Source organism: Cryobacterium sp. Y50 (assembly GCF_002929805.1).
Lineage (GTDB): Bacteria > Actinomycetota > Actinomycetes > Actinomycetales > Microbacteriaceae > Cryobacterium.
Map to the genome: position 1 here is coordinate 25,353 of NZ_PJJM01000100.1, position 21,792 is coordinate 47,144.

General features: G+C 65.2%; 20 protein-coding genes and 1 pseudogene. 5 read left to right on the top strand and 16 right to left on the bottom strand.

The window, feature by feature from the left end; translation table 11 throughout:
• Positions 1-82: 82 nt before the first annotated feature.
• Complete coding sequence (locus tag CXY73_RS15755) at positions 83-1,081, top strand: leucine-rich repeat domain-containing protein (protein ID WP_158254144.1); 999 nt, start codon at positions 83-85, stop codon at positions 1,079-1,081.
• A 12-nt stretch (positions 1,082-1,093) separates the two neighbouring features.
• Here CXY73_RS15755 and CXY73_RS15760 read toward each other — a convergent pair whose 3' ends face one another.
• The 8 genes from CXY73_RS15760 to CXY73_RS15795 form a co-directional block, all read right to left on the bottom strand.
• Positions 1,094-1,417, bottom strand: a complete 324-nt coding sequence (locus tag CXY73_RS15760) for a hypothetical protein (RefSeq protein ID WP_104134884.1) — start codon at positions 1,415-1,417, stop codon at positions 1,094-1,096.
• A 248-nt stretch (positions 1,418-1,665) separates the two neighbouring features.
• Positions 1,666-2,670 carry a hypothetical protein gene (locus CXY73_RS15765; RefSeq protein ID WP_104178227.1) on the bottom strand — a complete coding sequence of 335 codons (1,005 nt, stop codon included), beginning with the start codon at positions 2,668-2,670 and terminating at the stop codon, positions 1,666-1,668.
• On the bottom strand, positions 2,670-3,299 hold the full coding sequence (locus CXY73_RS15770; protein WP_104178228.1) for a low molecular weight phosphatase family protein: 630 nt from the start codon (positions 3,297-3,299) through the stop codon (positions 2,670-2,672). The genes CXY73_RS15765 and CXY73_RS15770 overlap by 1 nt, the downstream gene beginning before the upstream one ends.
• A complete protein-coding gene (locus tag CXY73_RS15775) occupies positions 3,296-4,732 on the bottom strand; it encodes a polysaccharide biosynthesis tyrosine autokinase (protein ID WP_104178229.1) in 1,437 nt (478 codons plus the stop codon). The genes CXY73_RS15770 and CXY73_RS15775 overlap by 4 nt, the downstream gene beginning before the upstream one ends.
• 107 nt (positions 4,733-4,839) lie before the next feature.
• Positions 4,840-5,364 (bottom strand): hypothetical protein, encoded by a 525-nt coding sequence (locus tag CXY73_RS15780; RefSeq protein ID WP_104134880.1) that lies wholly within the window; start codon positions 5,362-5,364, stop codon positions 4,840-4,842.
• Positions 5,365-5,414: 50 nt separating this feature from the next.
• Positions 5,415-7,214 (bottom strand): DUF4012 domain-containing protein, encoded by a 1,800-nt coding sequence (locus CXY73_RS15785; RefSeq protein ID WP_104178231.1) that lies wholly within the window; start codon positions 7,212-7,214, stop codon positions 5,415-5,417.
• An 8-nt stretch (positions 7,215-7,222) separates the two neighbouring features.
• Complete coding sequence (locus tag CXY73_RS15790) at positions 7,223-7,672, bottom strand: hypothetical protein (RefSeq protein ID WP_104134878.1); 450 nt, start codon at positions 7,670-7,672, stop codon at positions 7,223-7,225.
• 103 nt (positions 7,673-7,775) lie between these two features.
• A complete protein-coding gene (locus tag CXY73_RS15795) occupies positions 7,776-9,209 on the bottom strand; it encodes a polysaccharide biosynthesis tyrosine autokinase (protein WP_104134877.1) in 1,434 nt (477 codons plus the stop codon).
• Positions 9,210-9,341: 132 nt separating this feature from the next.
• On the opposite strand from CXY73_RS15795, the gene CXY73_RS15800 reads away from it, so the two are divergent.
• On the top strand, positions 9,342-10,313 hold the full coding sequence (locus CXY73_RS15800) for a CPBP family intramembrane glutamic endopeptidase (RefSeq protein WP_104178232.1): 972 nt from the start codon (positions 9,342-9,344) through the stop codon (positions 10,311-10,313).
• 321 nt (positions 10,314-10,634) lie between these two features.
• On the opposite strand, the gene CXY73_RS15805 is transcribed toward CXY73_RS15800, so the two are convergent.
• The 5 genes from CXY73_RS15805 to CXY73_RS15825 form a co-directional block, all read right to left on the bottom strand.
• Positions 10,635-11,165: a hypothetical protein gene (locus CXY73_RS15805; RefSeq protein WP_104134875.1), complete on the bottom strand. Its 531-nt coding sequence runs from the start codon at positions 11,163-11,165 to the stop codon at positions 10,635-10,637.
• A 225-nt stretch (positions 11,166-11,390) separates the two neighbouring features.
• On the bottom strand, positions 11,391-12,020 hold the full coding sequence (locus tag CXY73_RS15810; protein ID WP_104178233.1) for a thymidine kinase: 630 nt from the start codon (positions 12,018-12,020) through the stop codon (positions 11,391-11,393).
• Complete coding sequence (locus CXY73_RS15815) at positions 12,020-13,429, bottom strand: hypothetical protein (protein ID WP_104178234.1); 1,410 nt, start codon at positions 13,427-13,429, stop codon at positions 12,020-12,022. Before CXY73_RS15815 ends, CXY73_RS15810 begins: the two co-directional genes overlap by 1 nt.
• The gene (locus tag CXY73_RS15820; RefSeq protein WP_146071782.1) at positions 13,426-14,751 is read right to left on the bottom strand and encodes a sensor histidine kinase; all 1,326 of its coding nucleotides are present in this window, start codon (positions 14,749-14,751) and stop codon (positions 13,426-13,428) included. Before CXY73_RS15820 ends, CXY73_RS15815 begins: the two co-directional genes overlap by 4 nt.
• A 316-nt stretch (positions 14,752-15,067) precedes the next feature.
• Entirely contained in the window at positions 15,068-16,279 is a 1,212-nt protein-coding gene (locus CXY73_RS15825; protein ID WP_104178236.1) for an Rv2578c family radical SAM protein, read from the bottom strand.
• A 142-nt stretch (positions 16,280-16,421) separates the two neighbouring features.
• Between CXY73_RS15825 and CXY73_RS15830 the strand changes: the two genes are divergently transcribed.
• From CXY73_RS15830 to CXY73_RS15840, 3 genes are all read left to right on the top strand, one after another.
• The gene (locus tag CXY73_RS15830; RefSeq protein ID WP_104178237.1) at positions 16,422-17,714 is read left to right on the top strand and encodes a DNA topoisomerase IB; all 1,293 of its coding nucleotides are present in this window, start codon (positions 16,422-16,424) and stop codon (positions 17,712-17,714) included.
• Positions 17,715-17,803: 89 nt separating this feature from the next.
• Positions 17,804-18,232 carry a hypothetical protein gene (locus CXY73_RS15835; RefSeq protein ID WP_146071783.1) on the top strand — a complete coding sequence of 143 codons (429 nt, stop codon included), beginning with the start codon at positions 17,804-17,806 and terminating at the stop codon, positions 18,230-18,232.
• 15 nt (positions 18,233-18,247) lie between these two features.
• Positions 18,248-18,475, top strand: a complete 228-nt coding sequence (locus CXY73_RS15840; RefSeq protein ID WP_104134868.1) for a hypothetical protein — start codon at positions 18,248-18,250, stop codon at positions 18,473-18,475.
• Between the two features lie 286 nt (positions 18,476-18,761).
• Here CXY73_RS15840 and CXY73_RS15845 read toward each other — a convergent pair whose 3' ends face one another.
• The 3 genes and pseudogenes from CXY73_RS15845 to CXY73_RS15855 all read right to left on the bottom strand — a co-directional run bounded on the left by CXY73_RS15845 (position 18,762) and on the right by CXY73_RS15855 (position 21,752).
• Entirely contained in the window at positions 18,762-19,070 is a 309-nt protein-coding gene (locus CXY73_RS15845; protein WP_104178239.1) for a hypothetical protein, read from the bottom strand.
• A gap of 426 nt (positions 19,071-19,496) precedes the next feature.
• A pseudogene (locus tag CXY73_RS15850) lies at positions 19,497-21,026 on the bottom strand (malate:quinone oxidoreductase); the annotation flags it as partial.
• Positions 21,027-21,053: 27 nt separating this feature from the next.
• On the bottom strand, positions 21,054-21,752 hold the full coding sequence (locus tag CXY73_RS15855) for a SpoIIE family protein phosphatase (RefSeq protein ID WP_158254145.1): 699 nt from the start codon (positions 21,750-21,752) through the stop codon (positions 21,054-21,056).
• Between the last annotated feature and the right edge of the window lie 40 nt (positions 21,753-21,792).

A 21,792-nucleotide genomic window follows, 5' to 3' on the forward strand; every position in this document is an offset into this window, starting at 1 on the left:
AATTCGGCGTCTGCCGCGGTGCTTCTGACCGCGGAAACCAGCCGCTGTGCGAGCAGTCGAAGTCAACTACTGGGAGGACACCGTGTCTACAGCTTGTTCTTCTCCGCCAGAAATTCCGTCGGGGGTGACGGCGGCATCCTTTGTGGGCCTGCCAGTCACGTCTCATGGCGCGCCGACAGCCGGAGCGTTTTTCACCGCGCACAACGGCATCACCTATGCGTATGGCACGGAGGACGGCACGGTGACTGCCGTCGGCTATAACGGCCCCTCGACGGTTGTCGTGCCCGAGACGGTGTCGAACGGCGTCGACGAGTATCTCGTGACCGCCGTCGCTGATGAATTCTTCAGTTCGATTGTTTTGGACTCGGTCTCGATCGGCGAGAACGTGACGAGCATCGGTAGCTGGTGCTTCGTCAATGACAATCTGACGACCATAGTGTTCGCGAACACACTGACCAACATTGGGCAGGGTGCGTTCGCCGGGAATGCCCTGACGACAGTCGATATCCCAGAGTCGGTCACGACTGTCAACGATGGCGCATTTGCTAGTAATCCCCTCACGTCGGTCAAGCTGCGGGAAGGACTCACCGAGATTGGCGCGTATGCGTTTGAACAGACCGAGCTGACATCCATCTCCATTCCGGCATCGATGACCACCATTGGACGAGGTGCGTTCTCCGGCGCGCCACTCACCTCGGCCACGTTCGCTGGTGCTGCGCCGTCGATCCATCGATCACTCACTTCCGACACACCGACTTTCGATGCCGAAAGCGGTCTGGTCGTGCATTACCTGTCGCAATTCGGAGTGGAGGGAGGGTTCACCTCACCGACCTGGCTGGGTTATGACAGCGTGATCGATCCGATCGTTTCCTTCGAATTAAACGGACACGGCACAACCGACGAGCAACGGCTCGTGGCCGGCAATTCTCCCGGCCAACCTGTTGCCCCGGAGGCTGCGAACGTTGTGTTCTGTGGCTGGTATCGGGATGCCGCACTGACTGTGCCGTTCGATTTCACGGCAACCGTACCTGATGACGTGACCGTGTTCGCGAAATGGGCCGCCAACCCAGTTGCTACCTGACAGCGCTTCCGATCAACGAGAGTTGCGGGGCGGCCAGGTGCCGTCGCATCCGTTTTGGAGACAGACGAACCGCCAGGTCTCTTCGTCGGGAACGGCCTCCATGCGCATGAGGCAGCGAGGACAATTGGGCGGGCCCAGCTCGAGCGGAGCATCGCTGGCCAGCTCGGCCTCAGAATAGGGAGGACCGAAGTAGAGCTGCGTGCAGCCGAGGTTCGTGCAGCCGTAGTCGTAGCCGTCACCGTGCCAGGCGACCTCCATGGCGTCCCCGCACTGCGGGCAGAGGCGCGGACGCTCCACATCTTGCTTCTGGAACAGCCACGAGACGTTGTCGTCCATGAAGTGAGACTAGTCCAGCTGGCAGGGGTGTGCTGCGGATTCTTTGAACTGTGGAGAAGTGGGCGCGCGCATACTCGAGGCCCCGTTCATGACGGTGCGGAGATTCGGAGGCCGTGGGGTCGCTACAGCGATTTTTCGAACGTTGTCGAGCGGGAATCTTCGCAGTTGTTCGGCGGGTGGCGATGCAAGAAGCGGGGCTGAACGGCGGGTGGCGGGGCGAGAACTATGACCGGCCAGCGTCGGTGGAACTAGAGCCAGGATTGCCCGGCGTCGGTGGAACGCAGGGTGAGGTCGCCGATCCAGAGCCAGAGGGTGTTCTCGGCGGATGCGACAGCGATGTTTGCGGCCAGCTCGGCGGGCGTTTCGTCAGTGGCGTAGCAGCCCGTGGTGCTCGCGCTCAGCGCAGCGGGTTCGGCGGCAGGATCGATCACGCTGACATCGACGACGCTGAGGCCGAGGCACGCGACCGAGGCGGTCTCCGCCGACGAGGCGGCCGGGTGCCCGGCGGCCACGGCGATGTAACCCAGGTCGCTCGCGGTGAGGGTGAGCACTCCCGGGACGGTCAGGGGCGCTGACCAGGAGGCGGCGGCCTCCGTTGTGGCGAAGATGCGTGCGTCGGCGCAGAGAACGGCGGCGGAGTCAGCGTCGGCCGTGCTTGCAGCGAGGGCGACAACCGCGTCGCACGGCGCCGCGGCGAGGCCATCGGGCCCGTGCACGGCGGCGCGGTCGGCCGGGTCGACGTACCACGTGTCGACGAGCTCGTCGGGGTAGCTGGCGTAGTTATCTCCGGCGACGAAGGTCTTGATGAACTGCGGGGCGCAGTCTTCATCGAGGCCGATGAACTCGGCGACCGATTCGCTCTGGGCTGCGATGGATTGCAGGGCGGTGACTCCGGAGCGGCCGGTGGCGTCGGTGGCGTTCCAGCTGGTTCCGGAGTCGGTGCTGAGTTCGGGTGCGGCCGGTGTCGCACAAGGTCCGGTGCTGGCCCGCCAGGCGGCGGTGGCCGACACCGCAGAGAGCAGACGGGTGGCCGGCACGGGCATCACTGCTGGTGCGGCTGTTGGCGAGGCTGTCGGGGTGATACTCGGCACTGGAAAAGCGGATGCCGTAGCGGCCGGCTTCGAAGATGCGTCGACGGCAGCGTCGACCGAGGTCGACGTGAGTGCGCTCGTGATGAGCACGGCGTCGATGAGAAGGAAGAGTGCGATAGCGGAGAAGGCGATGATGCGACGCCGGCGGGGCTGCTGGGTCATCAGGCTCCCGCCGCGATCAGGGCGGCGGTGATCGTGGCGACGGAGGCGTTGATCGCGGCGGCGGCGCGGTCGTAGACGGCCGCCGACTGGCGGTAGGGGTCCTCGACGTCGTCCAGGGTCGGCGGGTTGGGCGAGGGGTGGAGTCCGCGGGTCGAGGCGACGGACGCGATGAAGGCGGAGAAATCGAGGGGTGGCCGGGTGGCCGAGGTGGGTTTCGACACCGGGATTGCGGTCTCGGCAGGCTCGACCAGCGGATGGGCGTCTTCGGCATCGGCCGGGGCCACCAGGCGGGCGAACTGATTAAGCGTGAAGGTGTAGCGGGTGGCTTTGGGCAGCAGAGTGACGACATCGCGACGGTGATCGCGGGTGGCGGTGAGCACGAGGTCGGCGTCGGCAATGAGCTTCTCGGTGAGCTGCCGTGCGACGTGCTGGGTGTTTGACGCGCCGTATTGCGTTGACAGAGCGGCGGCCTCGGGCGTCATCGCACTACCCGTCATGGCGTGGGTTCCGGCGCTCGTGACCACGGCGTCGATACCGGCACTGCGCAGGTTTTCACGCAGCAGCTGCTCGCCCAACGGCGACCGGCAAATGTTTCCGGTGCAGACGATGAGAATGCGGGGGGCCGTCATGTTCGGGCCCTCGATCGGCGGGAGTAGGCGGGAGCGATGACCTCGGGGGTCGGACCGGTGTCGCCGTAGGTGTGTCCATAACCGTACTGGCCGTAGTGGCCGTAACCGTAGGCATCCGGTCCCTTGGTCGGCAGCATCGTCATGACGACCCCGCTGATCGGAGCGCCGACCTTGTCGAGCGCTGCGATGGCCCCGGTGAGCTGGTTCTTCTGGGTGCGGCCGGCGGCGACGATGAGAATGGCGCCGCCGACGCTCTTGGCGAGGATCGCGGCATCCGTTACCGGAAGCAGCGGCGGGCAGTCGAAGATGACCACGTCGAAGGTGCGGTTGAAGTCCTCGATGATTTGCGCCATGCGCGACGACCCGAGCAGCTCGCTCGGGTTCGGCGGAATGTGCCCGGCGGGCAGCACGAACAGCTGGCCACGGCCCCAGGGCTGAATGACATCCTCGAGTTCGGCGCGGCCGACGAGCACGTCGGTGAGGCCGACACCGCCCTCGATGTTCATATATTCGGCGACGCGGGGTTTGCGCAGGTCGGCGTCGACGAGCAGAACGCGAGTGCCGGCATCCGCTAGTGAAATAGCCAGGTTGGCGCTTGTAGTGCTCTTGCCCTCGCTGCCGATCGAGGAGGTGACCACGAAGGAGCGGTCCAGGCGCTCCACGTCGAGGTACTGCAGGTTGGTGCGCAGGGTGCGAAAGGACTCAGCGCGCGGGCTGCGCGGGTCGGCGTGCACGATGAGGGGCCGCTCGGAGGCCTGCGGATCGAAAACGATGCCGCCGATGATGGGCAGCTCGGTGATCTGTTCCACATCGCGCTGACTGCGGATGCGAGTGTCGAGCGTTTCGCGCAGCACCGCGAGGCCAACGCCGAGGGCGAGTCCCACGAGCGCACCGAGGGCGATATTGAGGGGCACGTTGGGGGACACCGGCACCGACGGCACGCTCGCCACCTGCACCCGGGTGAGTTTCACGGAGGGGCCCCCGGTGACCGCGTCACGCTGCTCGATCTGCTGCACGCCAACGGCGAGGCTCTCGGAGACCGCGTTGGCGATGTCCGCTGCGCGGCGTGGGTCGGCGTCGGTGACGGCAATGCCGATGATCGAGGTGTCGAGGGTTGCCGACACCTCGATATTCTTGGCCAGTTTGGCTGGCGTCTGGTCGAGCTGGAGGGTCTCGATGACCGGCAGCAGCACCAGCGGTGTGATGGCGATACCGGAGTAGGTTTTGACCCGAGCCACCGTGAAGCTCGCGCCCTGCACGAGATCGCTCGCGCTGCCGCTGGACTGAATCGATACGAACACCTTGCTGGTTGCGCTGTAGGTCGGTGTTTTCAGAATCGAGAAAACGGATGCCGCGGCGACGGCCACGAGGGTCAGCGCCACGATGAGCATCCAACTCTTTTGCAGAATGCGGATGTAGTCGCGGAGTTCCACGCTGCTACCTTTCGTTGCGATACAAAGTTGCCAGCACTTAGCTTGCCACAGGTGGTTGGTGCATTTGGTGGAGTACGCGGCCCGCGATCAGGGGACCGGCAGTCAAATCAGGCAGTGGCGGCGCGGCGACGCAGGGTAACGCGCAGGGTGATGACGAGGGCCAGGCCGAGCAGCAGGGCGCCGGCAGCGCTGTAGATGAGGGCGATCGGAACGTCTAATCCGGCGGTGGCGAGGCCGGTTCCGTCGGCGGCGACGACCGTGAACGTGACGGTGCCGATGTTTTGCGAGTTGCGTCCGATAGCGGTGAGTGTGTAGGAGCCGGTCGCGTCGCTCGGCAGGGTGACGGTGAGGTCGAGGGCGCCGGCGCTCGTAGCGGTCTTTTTGGCGTTGACGGTTGCAGCCTGCAGTGCAGCCAGGGTGGCCGAACCTTCACCGGAGACCGCGAGAGAAACCTGTTCGCTGTCGGTGAAGGCGCCGTCGTCAAACACGACGCTGACCGTGCTGCCGGCGGTCTGGCTGCCGGAGATGGTGATGAGATCGGCGGCCACATAGCCGGCAGCGTGGGCGGCAACCGGGCCGCCCAAAACGGCGACACCAACGAGCGCGAGCGTGGCAAGAAGTTTTCTAAGCAAGGTAAATCCCCCGGAGTGCATTGTGTGGCCTGATCGCTGCGGGCGAACCCTTAGCACTTGAAGTCTAGTGATGATGTGTCGTGCAACGCGATCAGTGGCGTACTGCGCAGCTCGAGCTCGCCGCTGAACGGCTCCGGGCCGAGCCAGTTGAAGCGCAGCACGGTACTTTCGCCGGGCGCCAGTTCGATCGCGATCGTGCTCACCGGATAGGTGGCATCGGTGGCCGGATGGTACGGGGCCTCTGCACCGTCACGGGTGAGGCCGAGGTTTTGCAACTCGGGGGTGCCGTACGCCGAAACCACGGTCTTGATGCTGCCGAGGGGCACGTCGTACGCGCCGCCGCCGGTGACATACGCGGGGAGGCTGGTGGCGGCATCCGCTGGTGCGGTATTGCTGAGGGTGATCTCGAGCGCGTACTGCGGGCGCAGGTCTTTACGGCAGGTCTGCTGGCCGAGGGCGGTGGCGACGTCGAGGTAGAGGTCCATTTTGGCGCCGGTACCGTCGTTGAGAAAGAGGCCGAACCGGTTGGTCTGGTCGTCGCTGACCGGTCGGGCGCCGGCCAGGGTAGTGCCGGCAAGAACGGTCTGCTCGGCCTCATCGGCGTTCCAGATCAGCACGCGATGTTCAGCTCCGGCGCGGGCGAGCGCGGCGATGAGCTTGGTCGGGTCGGCGCGGCCGCTCTTCACGGCGTCAAACACGGCGCCCGCCGCGACCGCGAAGAAGGCGTCCTGCTGGGCCGGCACCTCATAGCGCGCGTACACGTCGCTCAGCAGAAGCTGCACCGCGTTGTCGGCGGTCAGCTCGTCGCCGGTGGCGAGGGTGATCGGGCCGGTGGCATCGAGCAGGTAGCTCAGCGCAACCGGGTCGACCGAGAGCACGCCATTGGCTTCGAGGCCGAATTCGAGGCGCCACATTTCGCGGGCGAGCGCCCCGGTCTCTGCGAAGTCTGGGGTCATCGTGACGTTTTGAATGAATTCGCCGGTGATGTCGCCGTAGATGGACCGGGTGGCGTCGCTCAGCGGCAGCACGGGGGCTTCGTACTGCGGAAAGGAGCTCGAGCTGGCCTGTTGGGTGAGTTCGATGCTTCCGTTGTCGGTGTGCAGCAGGGCGAGCGCGCCGGGGATGCCGCCGGTGGAGCGCAGCTCGGCGGGGTTCTGAAACAGCAGAATGTAATCGCGCGGTTCGGTCGTGCCGAGCATGGCTGGCAGCAAGGTGACGGCGCGGTCCATGACGTCGAGTGTGACCGCGGTGTCGTCGGCAACGGTTTGCAATCGGGTGACGGCGTCGCGCACGGCGTCGTGCACACCGTCGGTGTTGATGGCATTAACGTCTTCTGTGGCGCGGGCCAGAGCGGCATTGGCCTGCTTGACTGGCGGCTGCGCGTCGAGCAGGGGTTGCAGGGCGATCGATCCGTCGACGGGCTTGAATGCGTTCAGGTCGAGAGTGCCGGCCAGCGTGGCCAGCGGGGTGACGGCGTTCTGCGCGACATCATCGACGACGGTAGAGAGTTCACGCACGGCCGTGAGATTCGGTCCGAGAAACGGCAGCAATTCATAGCCGCGCCAGATCGGGTCGCTCGTGCGCGACCGCGCTGTTGCCGCGAATTCGGCAACGTCGGCGGCGGTCTTGGCAGCTTGGTCACCGTCACCGGCCAAGATTTGGTCTTGGATGGCCGATGCGAGCGGCACGGCAGCCTCGAGGGCGTCCTTGGCCTGCAGACCGCGAATGCCGACCCAGGCGGTGGCCGCCACGACGAACACGAGCAGCCCGAGCACGACCAGCCCGACGATGGTTCGTGCCTTCTTTGGCTTTTTCACGGGTGCGGCGTGCGCGGAACGGGACGAAGACATTGCCCTATTCAAGCAGAGTGCACCATCCGGTTAGCGCCCGCACAGTGAATCGCGAGCCCGGGGCGTAGTCGACGCTCACAGCTGAGGTCGAGCGAATCGGTCTCGTGCAGCGCGATTAACGGTGTGCTGCGCAGTTCGAGATCACCGGTGAACGGCGCCGTGCCGAGCATGGCCGGCAGCAGGGTGACGGCGCGGTCCATGACGTTCAGGCTGCTCGCGGTCTGCTCGGCGACGGTTTGCAGCCGGGTGACGGCGTCACGTACCACGGCGAGTACGTTGTCGGTGTCGATGTCGATCGCAGTGACATCTTGTGCGGCGCGGGCCAGGGCTACGTTGGCCTGCTTGACTGGCGGCTGCACGTCGAGCAGGGGTTGCAGGGCGATCGATTCGTCGACGGGCTTGAACGCGTTCAGGTCGAGGGTGCCGGCCAGCGTGGCCAGCGGGGTTCTGCGCGACATCGTCGACGACGACGGCCAGTTCGCGCACGGCCTTGAGATTCGATTCGAGAAATGGCAGCAATTTGTAGCCGCGTTAGATCTGGCTGACTGGCTGGCTGGCTGGCTAAGCCTTGGCGCGCGTGCCACGGGCGCGGGCCGGCTCGGCGGGAATCGAGGGCGTGATGGCCTCGGGGTCGCCGTAGCTGTAGCCATAGCCGTAATGGCCGTAGCCGTAGGCGTCCGGTCCGCTGGTGGGGAGCATGGTCAGCACGAGCCCGGAGATCGGCGCCCCGACATTGTTCAAAGCGGCGATGGCTCCGGTGAGCTGGTTCTTGTGCGTGCGGCCGGCCGCCACAACGATGAGGGCGCCACCCACATTTTTGGCGAGGATGGCGGCATCTGTTACCGGCAAAAGGGGCGGTGCGTCGAAGATGACCACGTCGAAGGCCCGGTTGAACTCGTTGATGAGCTGCGTCATGCGGGTGGAACCAAGCAGTTCACTCGGGTTAGGCGGCACATGGCCGGCCGGCAGCACGAACAGCTGCGCCTTACCCCAGGGCTGAATGACGTCGGCCAGGTCGGCGCGGCCGATGAGAACGTCGGTGAGGCCGACAGCGCCCTCCACGTCCATGTAGTCGGCGACCTTGGGGCGGCGCAGGTCGGCGTCGACGAGCAGCACGCGCGATCCGGCGTCGGCCAGGGCGATGGCGAGGTTGGCGCCCGTCGTGCTCTTTCCCTCACTCTCGATCGAGGAGGTGATGACGAAGGAACGGTCGACCCGCCCCACGTCGAGATACTGCAGGTTGGTGCGCAGGGTGCGGAACGATTCGGCGCGGGGGCTGCGTGGGTCGACGTGCACGATGAGCGGTCGTTCCTTGGCCTTGGGGTCGAAGACGATGCCGCCGAGAATAGGCAGGTCAGTGAGCAGCTCAACGTCGTGGGTATTGCGGATGCGCGTCTCGAGGGTTTCGCGCAGCACTGCGATGCCGATGCCGAGGGCCAGCCCCACGAGCGCTCCGAGGGCGATGTTGAGCGGCACGTTGGGACTGACCGGCGCGATCGGAACCGTCGCTTCCTGCGTGAGGGTGAGCTTGACCGGCGAGGTCGCGTCAGCTATGTCGGGAGTTTCAATCTCTTCGACGACGAGGGTAAGGCTGTTCGAAATGGCGTTGGCCGTGTCGGCGGCCCGAACCGGGTCGGTGTCGGTGACGGTGACGTCGATGATCGAGGTTTCGAGCTGCGCGGCGGCGGCAACCTTCTTAGCCAGCTCGGCGGCGGTTATGCCCAGATCGAGGCTGGCGATGACGGGCAGCAACACGATCGGGGTGGTCGCGAGCTCGGCATAGGTCTTGACGCGCGCGACCGAGAAGTTGTTGCCCTGGGCGAGGTCGGCAGTGGACCCGCTGGACTGCGTCAGGGTGACCACCTTGGACGTGGCGCTGTATTGCGGCGTCTGCAGAATTGAATAAGTGGATGCCGCGCCAACGGCTACCAGCGTGCACAGCACGATGAGTACCCAGCTCTTGCGCAGAATGCGAATGTAGTCGCGAAGTTCCATGCTTGGGTGATCCCCTCATGTCGAGGAATACAACCCGTACTTCACCGCACGAATGCGCGGTTCCCCTCTTCTGAGGGTACCGAACTTTGGGGCTCGTGCCGACCGGCGGTGGGTGCCGGTAGATTGGGATTTATGGGGAAAGTGGTTGCGCGACAGTCCGTGAACGTTCTCATGCCGACGGGCTTCGGTCTTGTGGTGGCCATTGTGCTGCTGGAATCGGCTAATTCCACGTCGTTTGGGGACGCGAATGTGGCCAATTTATTGGGCTATCTGTGCGTGTGGGTGCCTCTGTTGGTGGCGATTGGGGTGGCCGGGGGTGGTGTGGCGCGCGGCGGCTGGGGCTCGTCGCTTGATGGGCCGGGTGCGGCGATTCTTCACGGCTCGGCTGCGACTGCTGGGGTGAGCGGCGCTGGATCAAGCTCGGTTCTGACTAGCCCCGACTCGGTATCTGGTGGAGACTCGGCTGCTGCCGGTTCGGTTTCAAACCTGGCGCTGGGTAGCGACCGTGCTCCTGACCGTGCTCCTGACCGTGCTCCTGACTGTGCTCATGCTGGATCTGTCGACGACGACGCGGGGAACGGCATCCGCTCTGGAAAAAGCCTGCTGCGGCTGTCGATTCGGCCGATCGACCTGGTCTGGGGGCTCGGGGTCGGTTTGCTGGCTCGCACAGTGGCGAGCCTGATCGAGATCTTGGGCTACGGCAGCATCGGAACTGCCGGCGCCACCTTCGGCGAGACCGTGCACGACGGCTGGTGGCTGTTCAGCGCATTGCTGGCCCCGGTGCTGCTGGCTCCGTTCGTGGAGGAACTGTTCTTTCGCGGGCTCGTGCTGCGCGGCGTATACCGGCAGGTTACAACGCTCGGCGCCGCGCGCTGGGCCGGGCCAATCGCGGTCGGAGTGAGCGGGCTGACGTTTGCACTCATGCACCTCGTGACAATCGACCCGGGAAATACTTCGACCGTGGTCGTGGTCGGAGTCTCGACTTTGATTTTTGGGCTCGCCGCGGCCTCGCTCGCGCTGGCGACCGCACGAATCGGCGGCGCAATCGTGGCGCACGTGACGTTCAACGGGCTCGTCATTGTGCCGGCACTGCTGGGTTTCTGAGCCTCTCAGCTTTGAAGCACTGAGGTCCCCAGCCTCTGAGCTCTCGACACGCGACGGGACCGCTGGCGAGTCGAGTGGCTAACGCCGGAAATTGGCGACCCTCCGGGCCCGGCCTCGGGTCAGCACGGCGTGTCCCAGATTTACCGGCACTGCGTACCGGGCCGACCTGGCACTGGGCGCAGGCTGCGCGGCACAGAACACAGGCACACGCCACGCACTTTCGCCCTTGCGGGCGGGCTCGGGGATACGCGAAACGCCCCAACACCGAAGGGTGATCGAGGCGTTTCGGTGAGCGGCCCGGAGGCTACTCGAGAAAGCTAATTACGCAGCAGCGTGCTGACGACGAACCGAGACGCGCACGAGAACGAGTGCGAGGCCGAGAACGAGAACGCCAACGGCACCCCAGATGACGAGGACCGGAGTGTTGAAGCCGGTGGAGGCGAGGCCCTTGTCGGCGGCATTCGTTGAAGCGGCAACGATGTCCAGGGTGACGGTGTAGGCCTGCGTCGCGGACTTAGCGGTGACCGTGTAGTCTCCGGTTGCGTTGCTGGGAATTACCACGTTGACGAACGAGGAACCGTTGAGTTCCGCAGTCTTGGTGAGTGACTTGGTGACAGCGGTCTTGACGACGCTGAGCGCGGCCTCCTGATCGCCCGTGACGGAGTAGAGAACGCTCTCCTCAGAAGCGAAGGCGTTTGCGGCGAAGGCCACGACGGCGGTTTCGCCGGCGATGGGCGCGCTCGTGATAGTCACCTTGGAGTCGGACACGTAGTCAACCGCGTTGGCGGCCGGTGCGAAGGCGAATACGGCGATGACGGCGAGTGCTGCCGTAGCCAGGCTTTTCTTGAACATGATGAGGGTCCCCCCGGTATTTGGATGGTTTATACGCCGTAGACGGCGAGTCCCGGCAGATCATCTTGAAATACCTAGGTGACTCTCAGGCTAGCGCGCGATTGGAGCATTACGTAGCCCGATCGGCGTTAAACCTGGGCCTATCACGGTCGAATCGCCGTTATCACACCTGAACTGGGGGTACGCACGGTCGACGCCGAGTCGAATTTGCGGCCCATTTCGCCGCTACGGCACGTCGTGACGGCTGCGGTTATTGAGCACGCCGTGGCTCTCTTCGAGGTAGCAGCTTCCACAGAGCGACTCATAGGTGATCTCTTCGCCGTCGATGGCTACCTGGTCGCCGTCAAACACATAGACGCCGCCGATCTGGCGCCCGTTGAACACGGCCTTGCGTCCACAGCGGCAGATGGTCTTGAGTTCTTCGAGGCTGTGGGCCACTTCGAGCAGACGGCGACTTCCAGGAAAGGCGACGGTTTGAAAGTCCGTGCGGATGCCGTAAGCCAGCACGGGCACGTTTTCGAGAATGGCGATGCGCAGCAGATCGTCGACCTGGGTCTCGGTGAGAAACTGGGCCTCGTCGAGCAACAGGGCGCTCACGTCACGGCCGGACTCTTGCAAGACCTGCGCGCGGTGCTGCTGAAACAGGGCGTAGGCATCCGTTTGCGGAGTGAGGAGAAAATCGACGGCGCGGGTCACGCCGAGACGGGAGAGAATTCCGCGGTCGCCCTTGGTGTCGACCGACGGTTTGGCGAGCAGCACGTGGTGGCCGCGTTCCTCGTAGTTATATGCCGCCTGCAGCATCGAGGTGCTTTTGCCGCTGTTCATGGCGCCATATCGAAAGTACAGTTTCGCCATTAGGTGCCTTTGGTTGAAGTTGAGCTGCTGCGGTCAGCGTCAAATTCTAGCGTGAGAAGCGGATGCCGGCTGGTCACGCGCACCTGGGAGAAGACAGCGCGGAGCACGCTGAGGTACGGGCGCAGGGCCCGCCGGCGCTGGTACGGGGGTAGCGAGATTCCCGCCTGGATGGTGATGGTGTCGACGGCGCGTTCACCGGTTCTGCGCGATCGGGTCGTCAGCTGCGCTTGCGCCTGCGCCAGGGTGCGGGCCTGAGCTGCAGCTTGATCCTGGGCGGCGGTGACGATGGCGATGGTCGTGGTGTCGGTGGCCGGGGTGGGGAGCGCACCGCGCGCGCCGAAGGCCTGGGTAACCTGGGCGGTGTCGACGGGGGCGGGGCCGGTTCCGTCGATTTGCACGACGAGGCTGGTCGGATCGAAGCCCTTGAGGGTGCAGAGCGCCACGAGGATAGCGCCAGCGGCGGCGCGCTGGTCGGAGTCGAAGGCGGTCGCGCGGCGCTCGGGGTCGGCGATGACGCAGAGTGGGTTGAGTCCGCGCTCGGTCAGCGCGGTGCGTTCGCGTTCGATCAGGTCGTCGAGCCAGGTATGGTCGACCTCGGCAACGAGCACCCGGCGCACCTGAAAGGCGAGGGAGCGGGCCCGCTTCACGTCGGCGACGGTGAGCGTATCCCGCTCGAGCACGTCGGCCAAAAACGGCAGAACATCGGCGCCGAGGTTTCTAACGCGATGGTCGACCACCTCGTGCGCGAGGAGGTCACGACTCTCTTCGGTGCGCGCGCGGATCGCACGGCGGGCATCCGTTTGCCAGCGGTGAATGGAGTTGACGACCTGACGAGAGAACGCGGCCGCGGCGAGGGTGGGCGCGAGCACCTGAGTCATGGCGATGATCGCGAACAGTGCCGGCGGAGTTTGCACGCCGAGAAAAGGCGATTGCACGAGGGCAGTCGCGCCGACGATGATCGCTGAGGTTCCGCCGAGCACGAGGATTTCTTTCCACGGCCGAAACGGGGCGAGGGCGAGCAGTAACAGGCCGAGTCCGATCGGGGCAAAGTCGTCCTGGACCATGCCGTTGTACTGCCAGGCGCTGGCCGCGGCGAGCAGGTGGGCGACGAGCCCGAGGGCCACGACGATGATGGCGCGAGCGCGGGTGAACGGGGCCAGGTCGGGGCGGGCCGACCAAACGAGCACAGCGGCCGCGATGATGAGCGCTGCGACGGCGGAGACCGCAACCTCCTCGATTTGAATCTCGTGCGGACGCGACACGGTCGAGGCGATCGCGTAGGTCACCACGATCAGGGCCACGACCGGGGCGATCGGCCAGACCGCCAGACCTCCGATGGGGTCGAGGCGCTGCTGTGAAGCGGATGCCGGCGCGCGCGGCCGGCGCGGCGTGGGGGTCGCGCGGGTCATCGGGCGGGCCTCGAGTTCGGGTTCTTCGTCGCGGCTTTCGGGCTGGCTTTCGCTGCGGCTCTCAGGCTGGCTTTCGTTGCGGCTTTCGTTGCGGTCTTCGTTACCGCTTTCGTTGCGGCTGGCACGGTTAGGCGCACGCTCGTACCGGCGCCCGGGCGGCTCCAAATGAGCACCGAACCGCCAAGCTGCTCGATGCGTCGTCGCACGGACTGCCGTAGACCGAGCCGGTCAGAAGCGGATTCCGATTCGGTGAAGCCGCGGCCGGCATCCGTTATGAGGAGTGAAATTGTGCTGCTGTCGGATTCGATGGCAACTTCGGCGGAGGTGATTCCGGCGTGCAGGATGACGTTGACCAGGCACTGTTGCACGGCGAGGCCGACGTCGCGGTCACTGCCGGCCTCGAGGCGGGCGAGGGCATTGCGGTCGCCCGTGACTTCGACGGTCAGCCCACGGTCGCGGCAGCGTTCGATGGCTGTGTAGACAGCGCTGGAGACCCAGGCCGGGTTTGGTGTTGACGCTTGCTCCTGAACCGTTGATTGCGGTGTGATAGTTCTGCGAGCGTCGATATCAGTAAGCCAATTGGTGTCGTGCAGGGTGGTGAGAGTGTATTTCAGACTGGCTTTGAGACCCGGTGAGAGAGCTCCGGGTTCGGCCAGGGAGAGCGCGACGAGCTGGGAGACGGTCGTGTCGTTGAGCAGGGCGATGGCGCGGGTGTCGAGGGCATCGCGCAGCTGGCGGTTGGCGCCGTCTTGTACCGCGCGGTGGATGGCGGGTTGGGCTGCATTGCTGGCGCGGCGATCGATTCCGGCGAGCACCATGACCCCGACAAGTACGAGGTAGGTCGAAAGGGTGAACAGGTCGGGCCGGTAGGGCACGGTCGTGCCGACGATAGCGACGAGCGCGGCGGCCTCGGCCAGCAGAAAGGCCGCGGTGCTCCAGAGCACGCCGGCGAGCGCGGTGGATCCCGCGCCACCGACCATGACCAGGGCCATCTTGGGCAGGGCGACGAGGAACATGTTCGACGCGGGGAATACGTCGGGAACGCCGAGCACGGTGGCCGTGAAGACGCAGACACCGAGGGTGCCGACGAGCAGATAGGCGACGGCCAGAAGGATGCGGCGGTGCCGGGTAAAGAGGATGAGCAGGGCTGCCATCGCGGCCACGACCACGATGGTAATCCAGAGTTCAGGGGTTCTGAGGCTGAGGATACTGACTGAGACGATCGCGGCGCTTATGCAGGTCAGCGCAAACCAGTGCGCGGCCCTCGCGATGGCGCGCGCGAGCGTGCGCTGCACCAGGTAGCCGGGTAACCCTAAAGACATATTTCCCCCAATAGGTAAGTATGCCATCGGGGTGGGTGGGGGTCTTGGTTCGGTGGCCTCGGGCGATCAGGTGCTCGCCGGGCAGGTGAATTGCAGGTTGTGTCTGGCAACGGGTCGAGACTCACGGCTCGGTGGAGCTGGCGTCGCTTATGAACGGGCGGCGACGGGCTCGGGGCTGCGAGCTCGGGCTGGGAGCTCGGGCTGGGAGCTCGGGACTGCGGGCTCCAGTCTCGGGCCCGGTCTACCTTGTAAGCGCGGGCCGAATTCAGACACTGGGCCCACGTTCCGAGACCGGGCCCCGAACGCGATGATGAGGTCAGAACAGGGTCGGGGCCAGGTCGGGCGGGAGTTCGGCGGCGATCAGGGAGCGGGGTGCCTCCGCGCCAGGGTCCAGCTTCAGGGAACCGGGCCCATGATCGATCGTGGGCCACGTTTCCGGGCCCGGGCCCGGTGCACGAACAGGGGTGAAGGTGGGCGACAGGTGGGCGGCGGGCGGGGGCATCCGTTCTGGGGAAGACGGGAGAGCGCTGGAGCGGAGGCCGCCGGTCGAGGGGTCGACGATGCCGCGTTCGAGGCCGTGCGCGCGAATGAGCGGTTTGATGCGCGCGGCGAGCCAGGTGCGGTACTCCTTGGGCGCGTATTGACCGCCAGCGTAGAGCTCGAGGTAACGGGCCACCAGCTCGGGATGCTCGCGGTCGAGCCAGCGCAAGTACCAGTCCTTGACGGCGGGCTTGAGGTTGAGACCGGAGTAGAGAACGCTCGTGGCTCCGGCCGCCTTGGCTTGCCGCAGCGCCTCATCGAGGTGCGCGCGTGTGTCGGTGAGGAACGGCAAAATGGGCATGAGAAAGACGCCGCAGTCGAGTCCGCGTTCGCGCACCGCGGTCACAGTGGCGAGGCGCGCCTTCGTCGTGGGAGTTCCCGGCTCGACCGACTGCTGCAGGTCGTCATCGCGCAGTCCATCGTCATAGATCGCGATCGACATGGCCAGGTCGACCGGAACGTGCTCGCTCGCCTCGGCGAGCAGGTCGAGGTCGCGGCGCAGCAGTGTGCCCTTGGTGAGAATGGAGATAGGGGTTTTACTGTCGGCAAGGGCCGCGATGATGCCGGGCATGAGTCGATAACGTCCCTCGGCGCGCTGATATGGGTCGGTGTTGGTACCAAGCGCCACCGGATGCCGCCCCCAGGTTGGCTTGGACAGCTCTCTTTTTAGGACTTCGGCCACATTGACCTTCACGATGATCTCGCTGTCGAAGTCCTTGCCGGCATCGAGGTCGAGGTACTGATGGGTCGGTCGGGCGAAGCAATAGGTGCAGGCGTGGGAACATCCGCGGTAGGGATTGATCGTGTAGCCGAATGGCAGCGCACTCTGACCCGGCACATGGTTGAGCGCCGATTTGCACAGGATCTCGTGGAACGTGATTCCGGCGAACTCGGGCGTCTGTACGCTGCGTACGAGGTTGTTCAGGCGGGCGAGTCCGGGCAGGGCGCCGACCTGTTCGGTCTGTAGTTCTTGCCCGCTCCACCGCATAGCTATAGTCGAACACAGGTTCTAGCAAAACACAAGTACCACCTAGAAAACCCGCACTAAAGCGGATGCCGCAGGTCGTGCCACGCGCGTCGCCGCCCGTCACTGGCGCATCGCGGCACTCGCTCGGGAGGCGGGCACTCCTATGCAGGAGTGGCAGCGAGCGCGCTGCGGGCGGGCAGCGACATCCGCTTTCGGGCAGACAGGGCGATTCGCAGTACTGTTGCGGCATGCGCACACCGACGGCATCCGCGTGACTCGGCTGCGGCGCAGCGACCCGACCCGGCCGGGGTATTCCCGGCGGCGCGCGGGCAAGGGCTTCAGCTACCGCGACCCGGGAGGGCTGAAGGTCAGCGAGAAGCAGCTGCGGCAGCGATTCGCGGAGCTCGCGATTCCACCCGCGTGGACCGACGTGTGGATCTCCCCGCACCCGAACGGGCATATTCAGGTTATCGGTCTCGATGCGGCCGAGCGCCGCCAATACATCTACCATCCGGCCTGGCGTGAACAGAAAGACCGCCTCAAGTTTGAGCGCGCGTTGGAGCTGGCCGCCTCCCTGCCCCGGGCGCGTGGTCAGGTGACCCGGGATTTGCGCGGGGACGGCGCGCCGCGCACGCGGGCCCTCGCCGCGGCATTTCGCATGCTCGATCTCGCCTCGTTGCGCATCGGCAGCGAGCGTTACGCCGACGACTACGGCAGCCACGGGCTCTCGACCCTGCTCTGCTCGCATGTATCGGTGCGGGGAGACGTGGTGCGACTGAACTTTCCCGCCAAGAGCGGGCAACAATTTCAAGGCGTGATAACGGATGCTGACCTCGCGACCTATCTGCGCGCCCGCCTGCGCGAACGCCCGGCTGCACCGCTGCTGTCCTGGGTGGTCGACGGGGAGGAGAGTGCTCTCTCGGCCGCCGATGTCAACGAGTTCATCAAGGAACGCACCGGCGGCGAGTTCAGCGCGAAGGACTTTCGCACGTTACGCGGCACGGCCGCTGCGGCTCAAAGTCTGGCCCAAAGTCTGGCGCAGAATCTGGGGGCAGTGGCTTCCGTCAGGACCGCGCATGAAGTTGAGGCGAGCAGCCACACGAGGACAGAATCGGGCGCCGCCGGGAGCGGGGCGAAGGCAGGCCCCGCCGGAGTTGGCACGAAACCCGGCACTACCGCCACTGGCGCAACGGTGACCGACGTTGGGGAGCCGGCAGCATCCGCTTCACGGCAACCGCGGGCGGCGTCGCGCAACCGCCGCGCCGATACCCGCGCCATTGCCGAAGCGATGCGGCAGGCGGCCGCGGTGCTCGGTAACACCCCGGCCATCGCTCGAACGAGCTACGTCGACCCGCGTATCGTGGATCTGTTTCGCACCGGCGAGACCATCGACCCGGCCGGGCGCGTCTCGGCCGAAACGGCACTGCGCGCACTCGTACTCGGTGACGATGTTTGAGAAGCGGCGCTTCAGAATGTCGCACGTTCGCGGTATAACTTGAGTGCCGCGCAGCTGATCCGACCGCTGTCTATAAGAAAGGTATGCCCGTGTCCCACGACTCTGACCCCATTGAAGAACCGCCCCTGGACATTCCTGAGCCGCCCAGTACTCCCACGAACCCCGACCAGCTGGTTGGACCCGACGGACCCGATGGCCCGGCTCAGGAACACACCGGTTCCGCCGGTTTAGTTGATAAAAGCACCGAAGCGGCCGTTCCGGTCGCCAGCGCCGATACCGGACCAGACGGGCCCGCACCGAGCGATGACGGCTCAACGGCTGGAGAAGCCGCCACAGCCACTCCGGTCGAGCCCGACAGCAACAGCGACACCGACACCGACACCGAAGATGACCAGGACAACGCCGACAACGAACCGAACCTCGACGATGCCGACCGCGCCGAGGACCCGTCGAACCCTGATCTGGTCGGCCACGATGTCGATGAAGAAGACCCCAACCTCGCCGAACCAACCGCCTAAACCCGAGGAGCCCCCATGAAGGGTAAGTTTCTTTTTCTCGCCGGCACCGCGACCGGTTTCGTACTCGGATCCAAGGCCGGCCGCCAGGCTTACGACCGCATCGCCGCGAAGGCCCGCCAAATGTGGGGCGGCCCTGGCACCCAGAAGGTCATCTCGCAGGCCGAAGGCCTCGCGCGCGACGCCGCCACCGTTGCGCAGACCAAGGTAAGTGGTCTGCTCGACCAGGCCGCAGGCATCCATTAAGAAGAAGGAGCGCACGGTCAATCCGACCACGGATGCCGACAGCCACGACCCGTAAACAGCCTCACTCCCCCCGACACCCCGGCCGGCGCCTGGTCGCGGTGGCGAGCCGGGTGGTCTCCCCAGCGTCCGCGCCCATGATTTATCCCGGTGTCGGGCTCGATATCCGGCTGGCGCCCCGGTCGCCTGCCGGGCCGAGCGCCTGGTCGCCTGCCGGGCCGAGCGCCTGGTCGCCTGCCGAAGACCGGACGCTTGAATCAAACAGAGCGACCGCCTCGGCGACGGGGTGCTAGTCGGTGACGCGTGAACTCACGGGCTCGGTGGACCCAATTGTGGCGGGAAGCTCGGGCGCACCCGACACCAGAAAGGTGGCTTGGGCGCGGTCGAACGAGAAGTAGAACCAGCGCGTGTTGAGTACGCCGAGCTTGGTGACTCCGTAGGCACCCTCGATGTGTTCGATGACTCCCATCAGGGCGGCCGGGTCGCCGTCCGGTAGTGCGGGATCTCGAACGAGCCATTCGGTGGGTGTGAGCTGGAGGATGCCGAGTTGCGATACGCGCAGATTCTCCGCATTCGAAACGCCATTGTTAGGGTTCACTTGCCGCCTCCGGGCCGCTTTTGGATTACTCAGAAGACCCCGGCCCGCTCACTCCTTCAAGGGGTTGACAGAGCACTCCTACCCAACTCACACCAAGCCCGAAGGCTTTAGCCGGGAACTGACCCGGTCAGACCACCTGTCGGTCGACTCACCGACCCGCCGACCCGCCGGGGGCTAAATCAGGAAATCCCGGCCGCTGGCCAGGCCAGAGGCACTAGATTCCGGGCCAACAGTTGACTACACCGGAGAATTTCCTGAATTAGCCACACACGCGACTCGGGCAGCACCGCCCCGACGCGCCTAACTCGTGCAAATCGTTCCGGGCACGACCGGGAACCCGCGGAAACACGCACAAGTTCACATTCGTACCCACAAATAGCAGGAGCTATGCGCGGCGTCGGCTACTTACCGACCGCCGGGACGCGCCTAGTTCGTGAGGTGCAGAACCTCAGCCGTCGCGGCGAGCGACGCTGTGGCAGCTGCGGGGTCGTCGGACAAGCGGGTGCCGTAGCTCGGAATCATCTGGCGGATGCGCGGCTTCCAGCCCTCAATGCGGTCCGGGAAGCAGCGCGCCAGCAGGTCCACCATGATCGGCGCGGCCGTCGAGGCTCCCGGCGAGGCACCGAGCAGCCCGGCGATCGAACCGTCGGATGAGGTGATGACTTCGGTGCCGAACTGCAGCACTCCGCCGAGCTTGGCGTCTTTCTTCATGACCTGCACGCGCTGGCCGGCCGTGATCAGTTCCCAGTCACCGGAGACGGCGGCGGGAATGAACTCGCGCAGCGCCTTCAGCTTGGTCGTGCGCGAGGCGAACACCTCGCCGATCAGGTATTTCATGAGGTCGAAGTTGTGCCGGGCTACGGCGAGCATCGGGCCGAGGTTGTGCGTGCGAATGGAGAACGGCAGGTCGAACCAAGTGCTGGTCTTTAGGAACTTCGGGCTGAACCCGGCGTATGGGCCGAACAATAGCGACATCTCGCCGTCGACCACGCGGGTGTCGAGGTGCGGCACCGACATGGGCGGGGCGCCCTTAGCCGCCTTACCGTAGACCTTGGCCTGGTGCTGGGCAACGAGCTTGGGGTTGGTCGTGCGCAAAAACTGCCCGCTGATCGGAAAGCCGCCGAACCCTTGAATTTCGGGGATTCCGCTCTGCTGTAGCAGCGCGAGCGCGCCACCGCCGGCGCCAACGAAGACGAACCGCGCGTTGATGTTGCTGCGGGTCTGCCCGACCTGACGCAGCAGCTTGAGGTTCCACGAGCCATCCGCTTTGTGCTTGAGGCCGACGACCTGCTCGTTCATGTGCATGCTGACCCCCTGCTTCGCGAGGTTGTCGAACATGAACCGGGTGAGGGCGCCGAAGTCGACGTCGGTGCCGCTCGCGATGCGCGTGGCGGCGATCTTCTGGCCGGCCGGACGCTTGCGGGTGAGCAGCGGGGTCCAGGTGCCGATCTTGGAGGCGTTGTCGCTGAACTCCATGCCGGCGAACAGCGGCTCAACCGCGAGCACGGCGTGACGCTTGCGCAGGTATTCGACGTTGGCCTTGCCGTGTACGAACGTCATGTGCGGAGTGGAGTTGATGAACTTGCTCGGCTCCGGCAAGGCACCAATAGAAACGAGATGCGCCCACAATTGCCGGCTGATCTGGAACTGCTCGTTGATCACAACGGCCTTGTCTGCGGTGACCGAACCATCCGCAGCCTGCGGCATATAGTTGAGTTCACACAACCCGGCATGCCCGGTGCCGGCGTTGTTCCACGGGTTCGAGCTCTCTTGGGCCAGTTCGCCGAGGCGCTCGTACACCTCGATGCGCCAGTTGGGCTGCAACTCCTTGAGGAGCGTTCCGAGGGTGGCGCTCATGATGCCGCCACCAATGAGGACAACGTCGACAGTTTCCTGAGAATTCACACTTTCGAGTGTATCGCTGCAAGCGGATGCTCCCGACCCGACCTCCGCTCCGTGCGGCTCACCACGATGACAATGACATCATCGGGTACCCACCGGGCCGGCCTGGCTCATAATGTGGTCGACAGCAGCCTGCGCACTCACTGACGCCCGAACTATCTCTGCCACTTTGCCGAGCGCCCCGAGTGTGCCGTCGAACAGGTCAAGAACACCGTCGCTGACCGAGACGAGACTGTCGCCGTACCCCGACTGCACGGATTCTTCGATCCGTTCCTGTTCGACCTCAGCCCCAAGAGGGCGACCGCTGGTGGCCATGAGTCGACTGGAAGCGTCTGCCCGAACAAGCGACAGTGCACGTCCGGCATCGATGCAGTGCACGCCGGTGTCCATGTCGAGACTGGCATGAAACAGGCAGACAAAGCTGCTCGCTTCTTTCAGGTCTGGTTCGAGGGTCGTCGCGGCCACCTTCACAACATCTTGAATATCGTCGAGCCTGGATCCAGCCCGCAATACCGCGCACCCGTCATAGCGGTGACCGCCGCACCCGGTGCACAGCTCGCGCTGGGCGCGGTTGACGAAGTTCGATTTGGACTCGCGCTTGAACCCGACCACGCTGAAATCAACGGTGTTGAAGATGGCGTCGACGGTGCGCTCCTCGCGGCGGGATTCGAGCAGCGCAGCCTCTCGAACAGTTCCGATTGCTGGATGCGGAGCACGCGGACCGAGTGCGAATCTTCGGCGACACCCGGCACGGCCGACCGTTCGTTGAATTCGAGACAAGGTCGGGTTTTCGGATATTACAGGCGCAGATCCTCGAAGA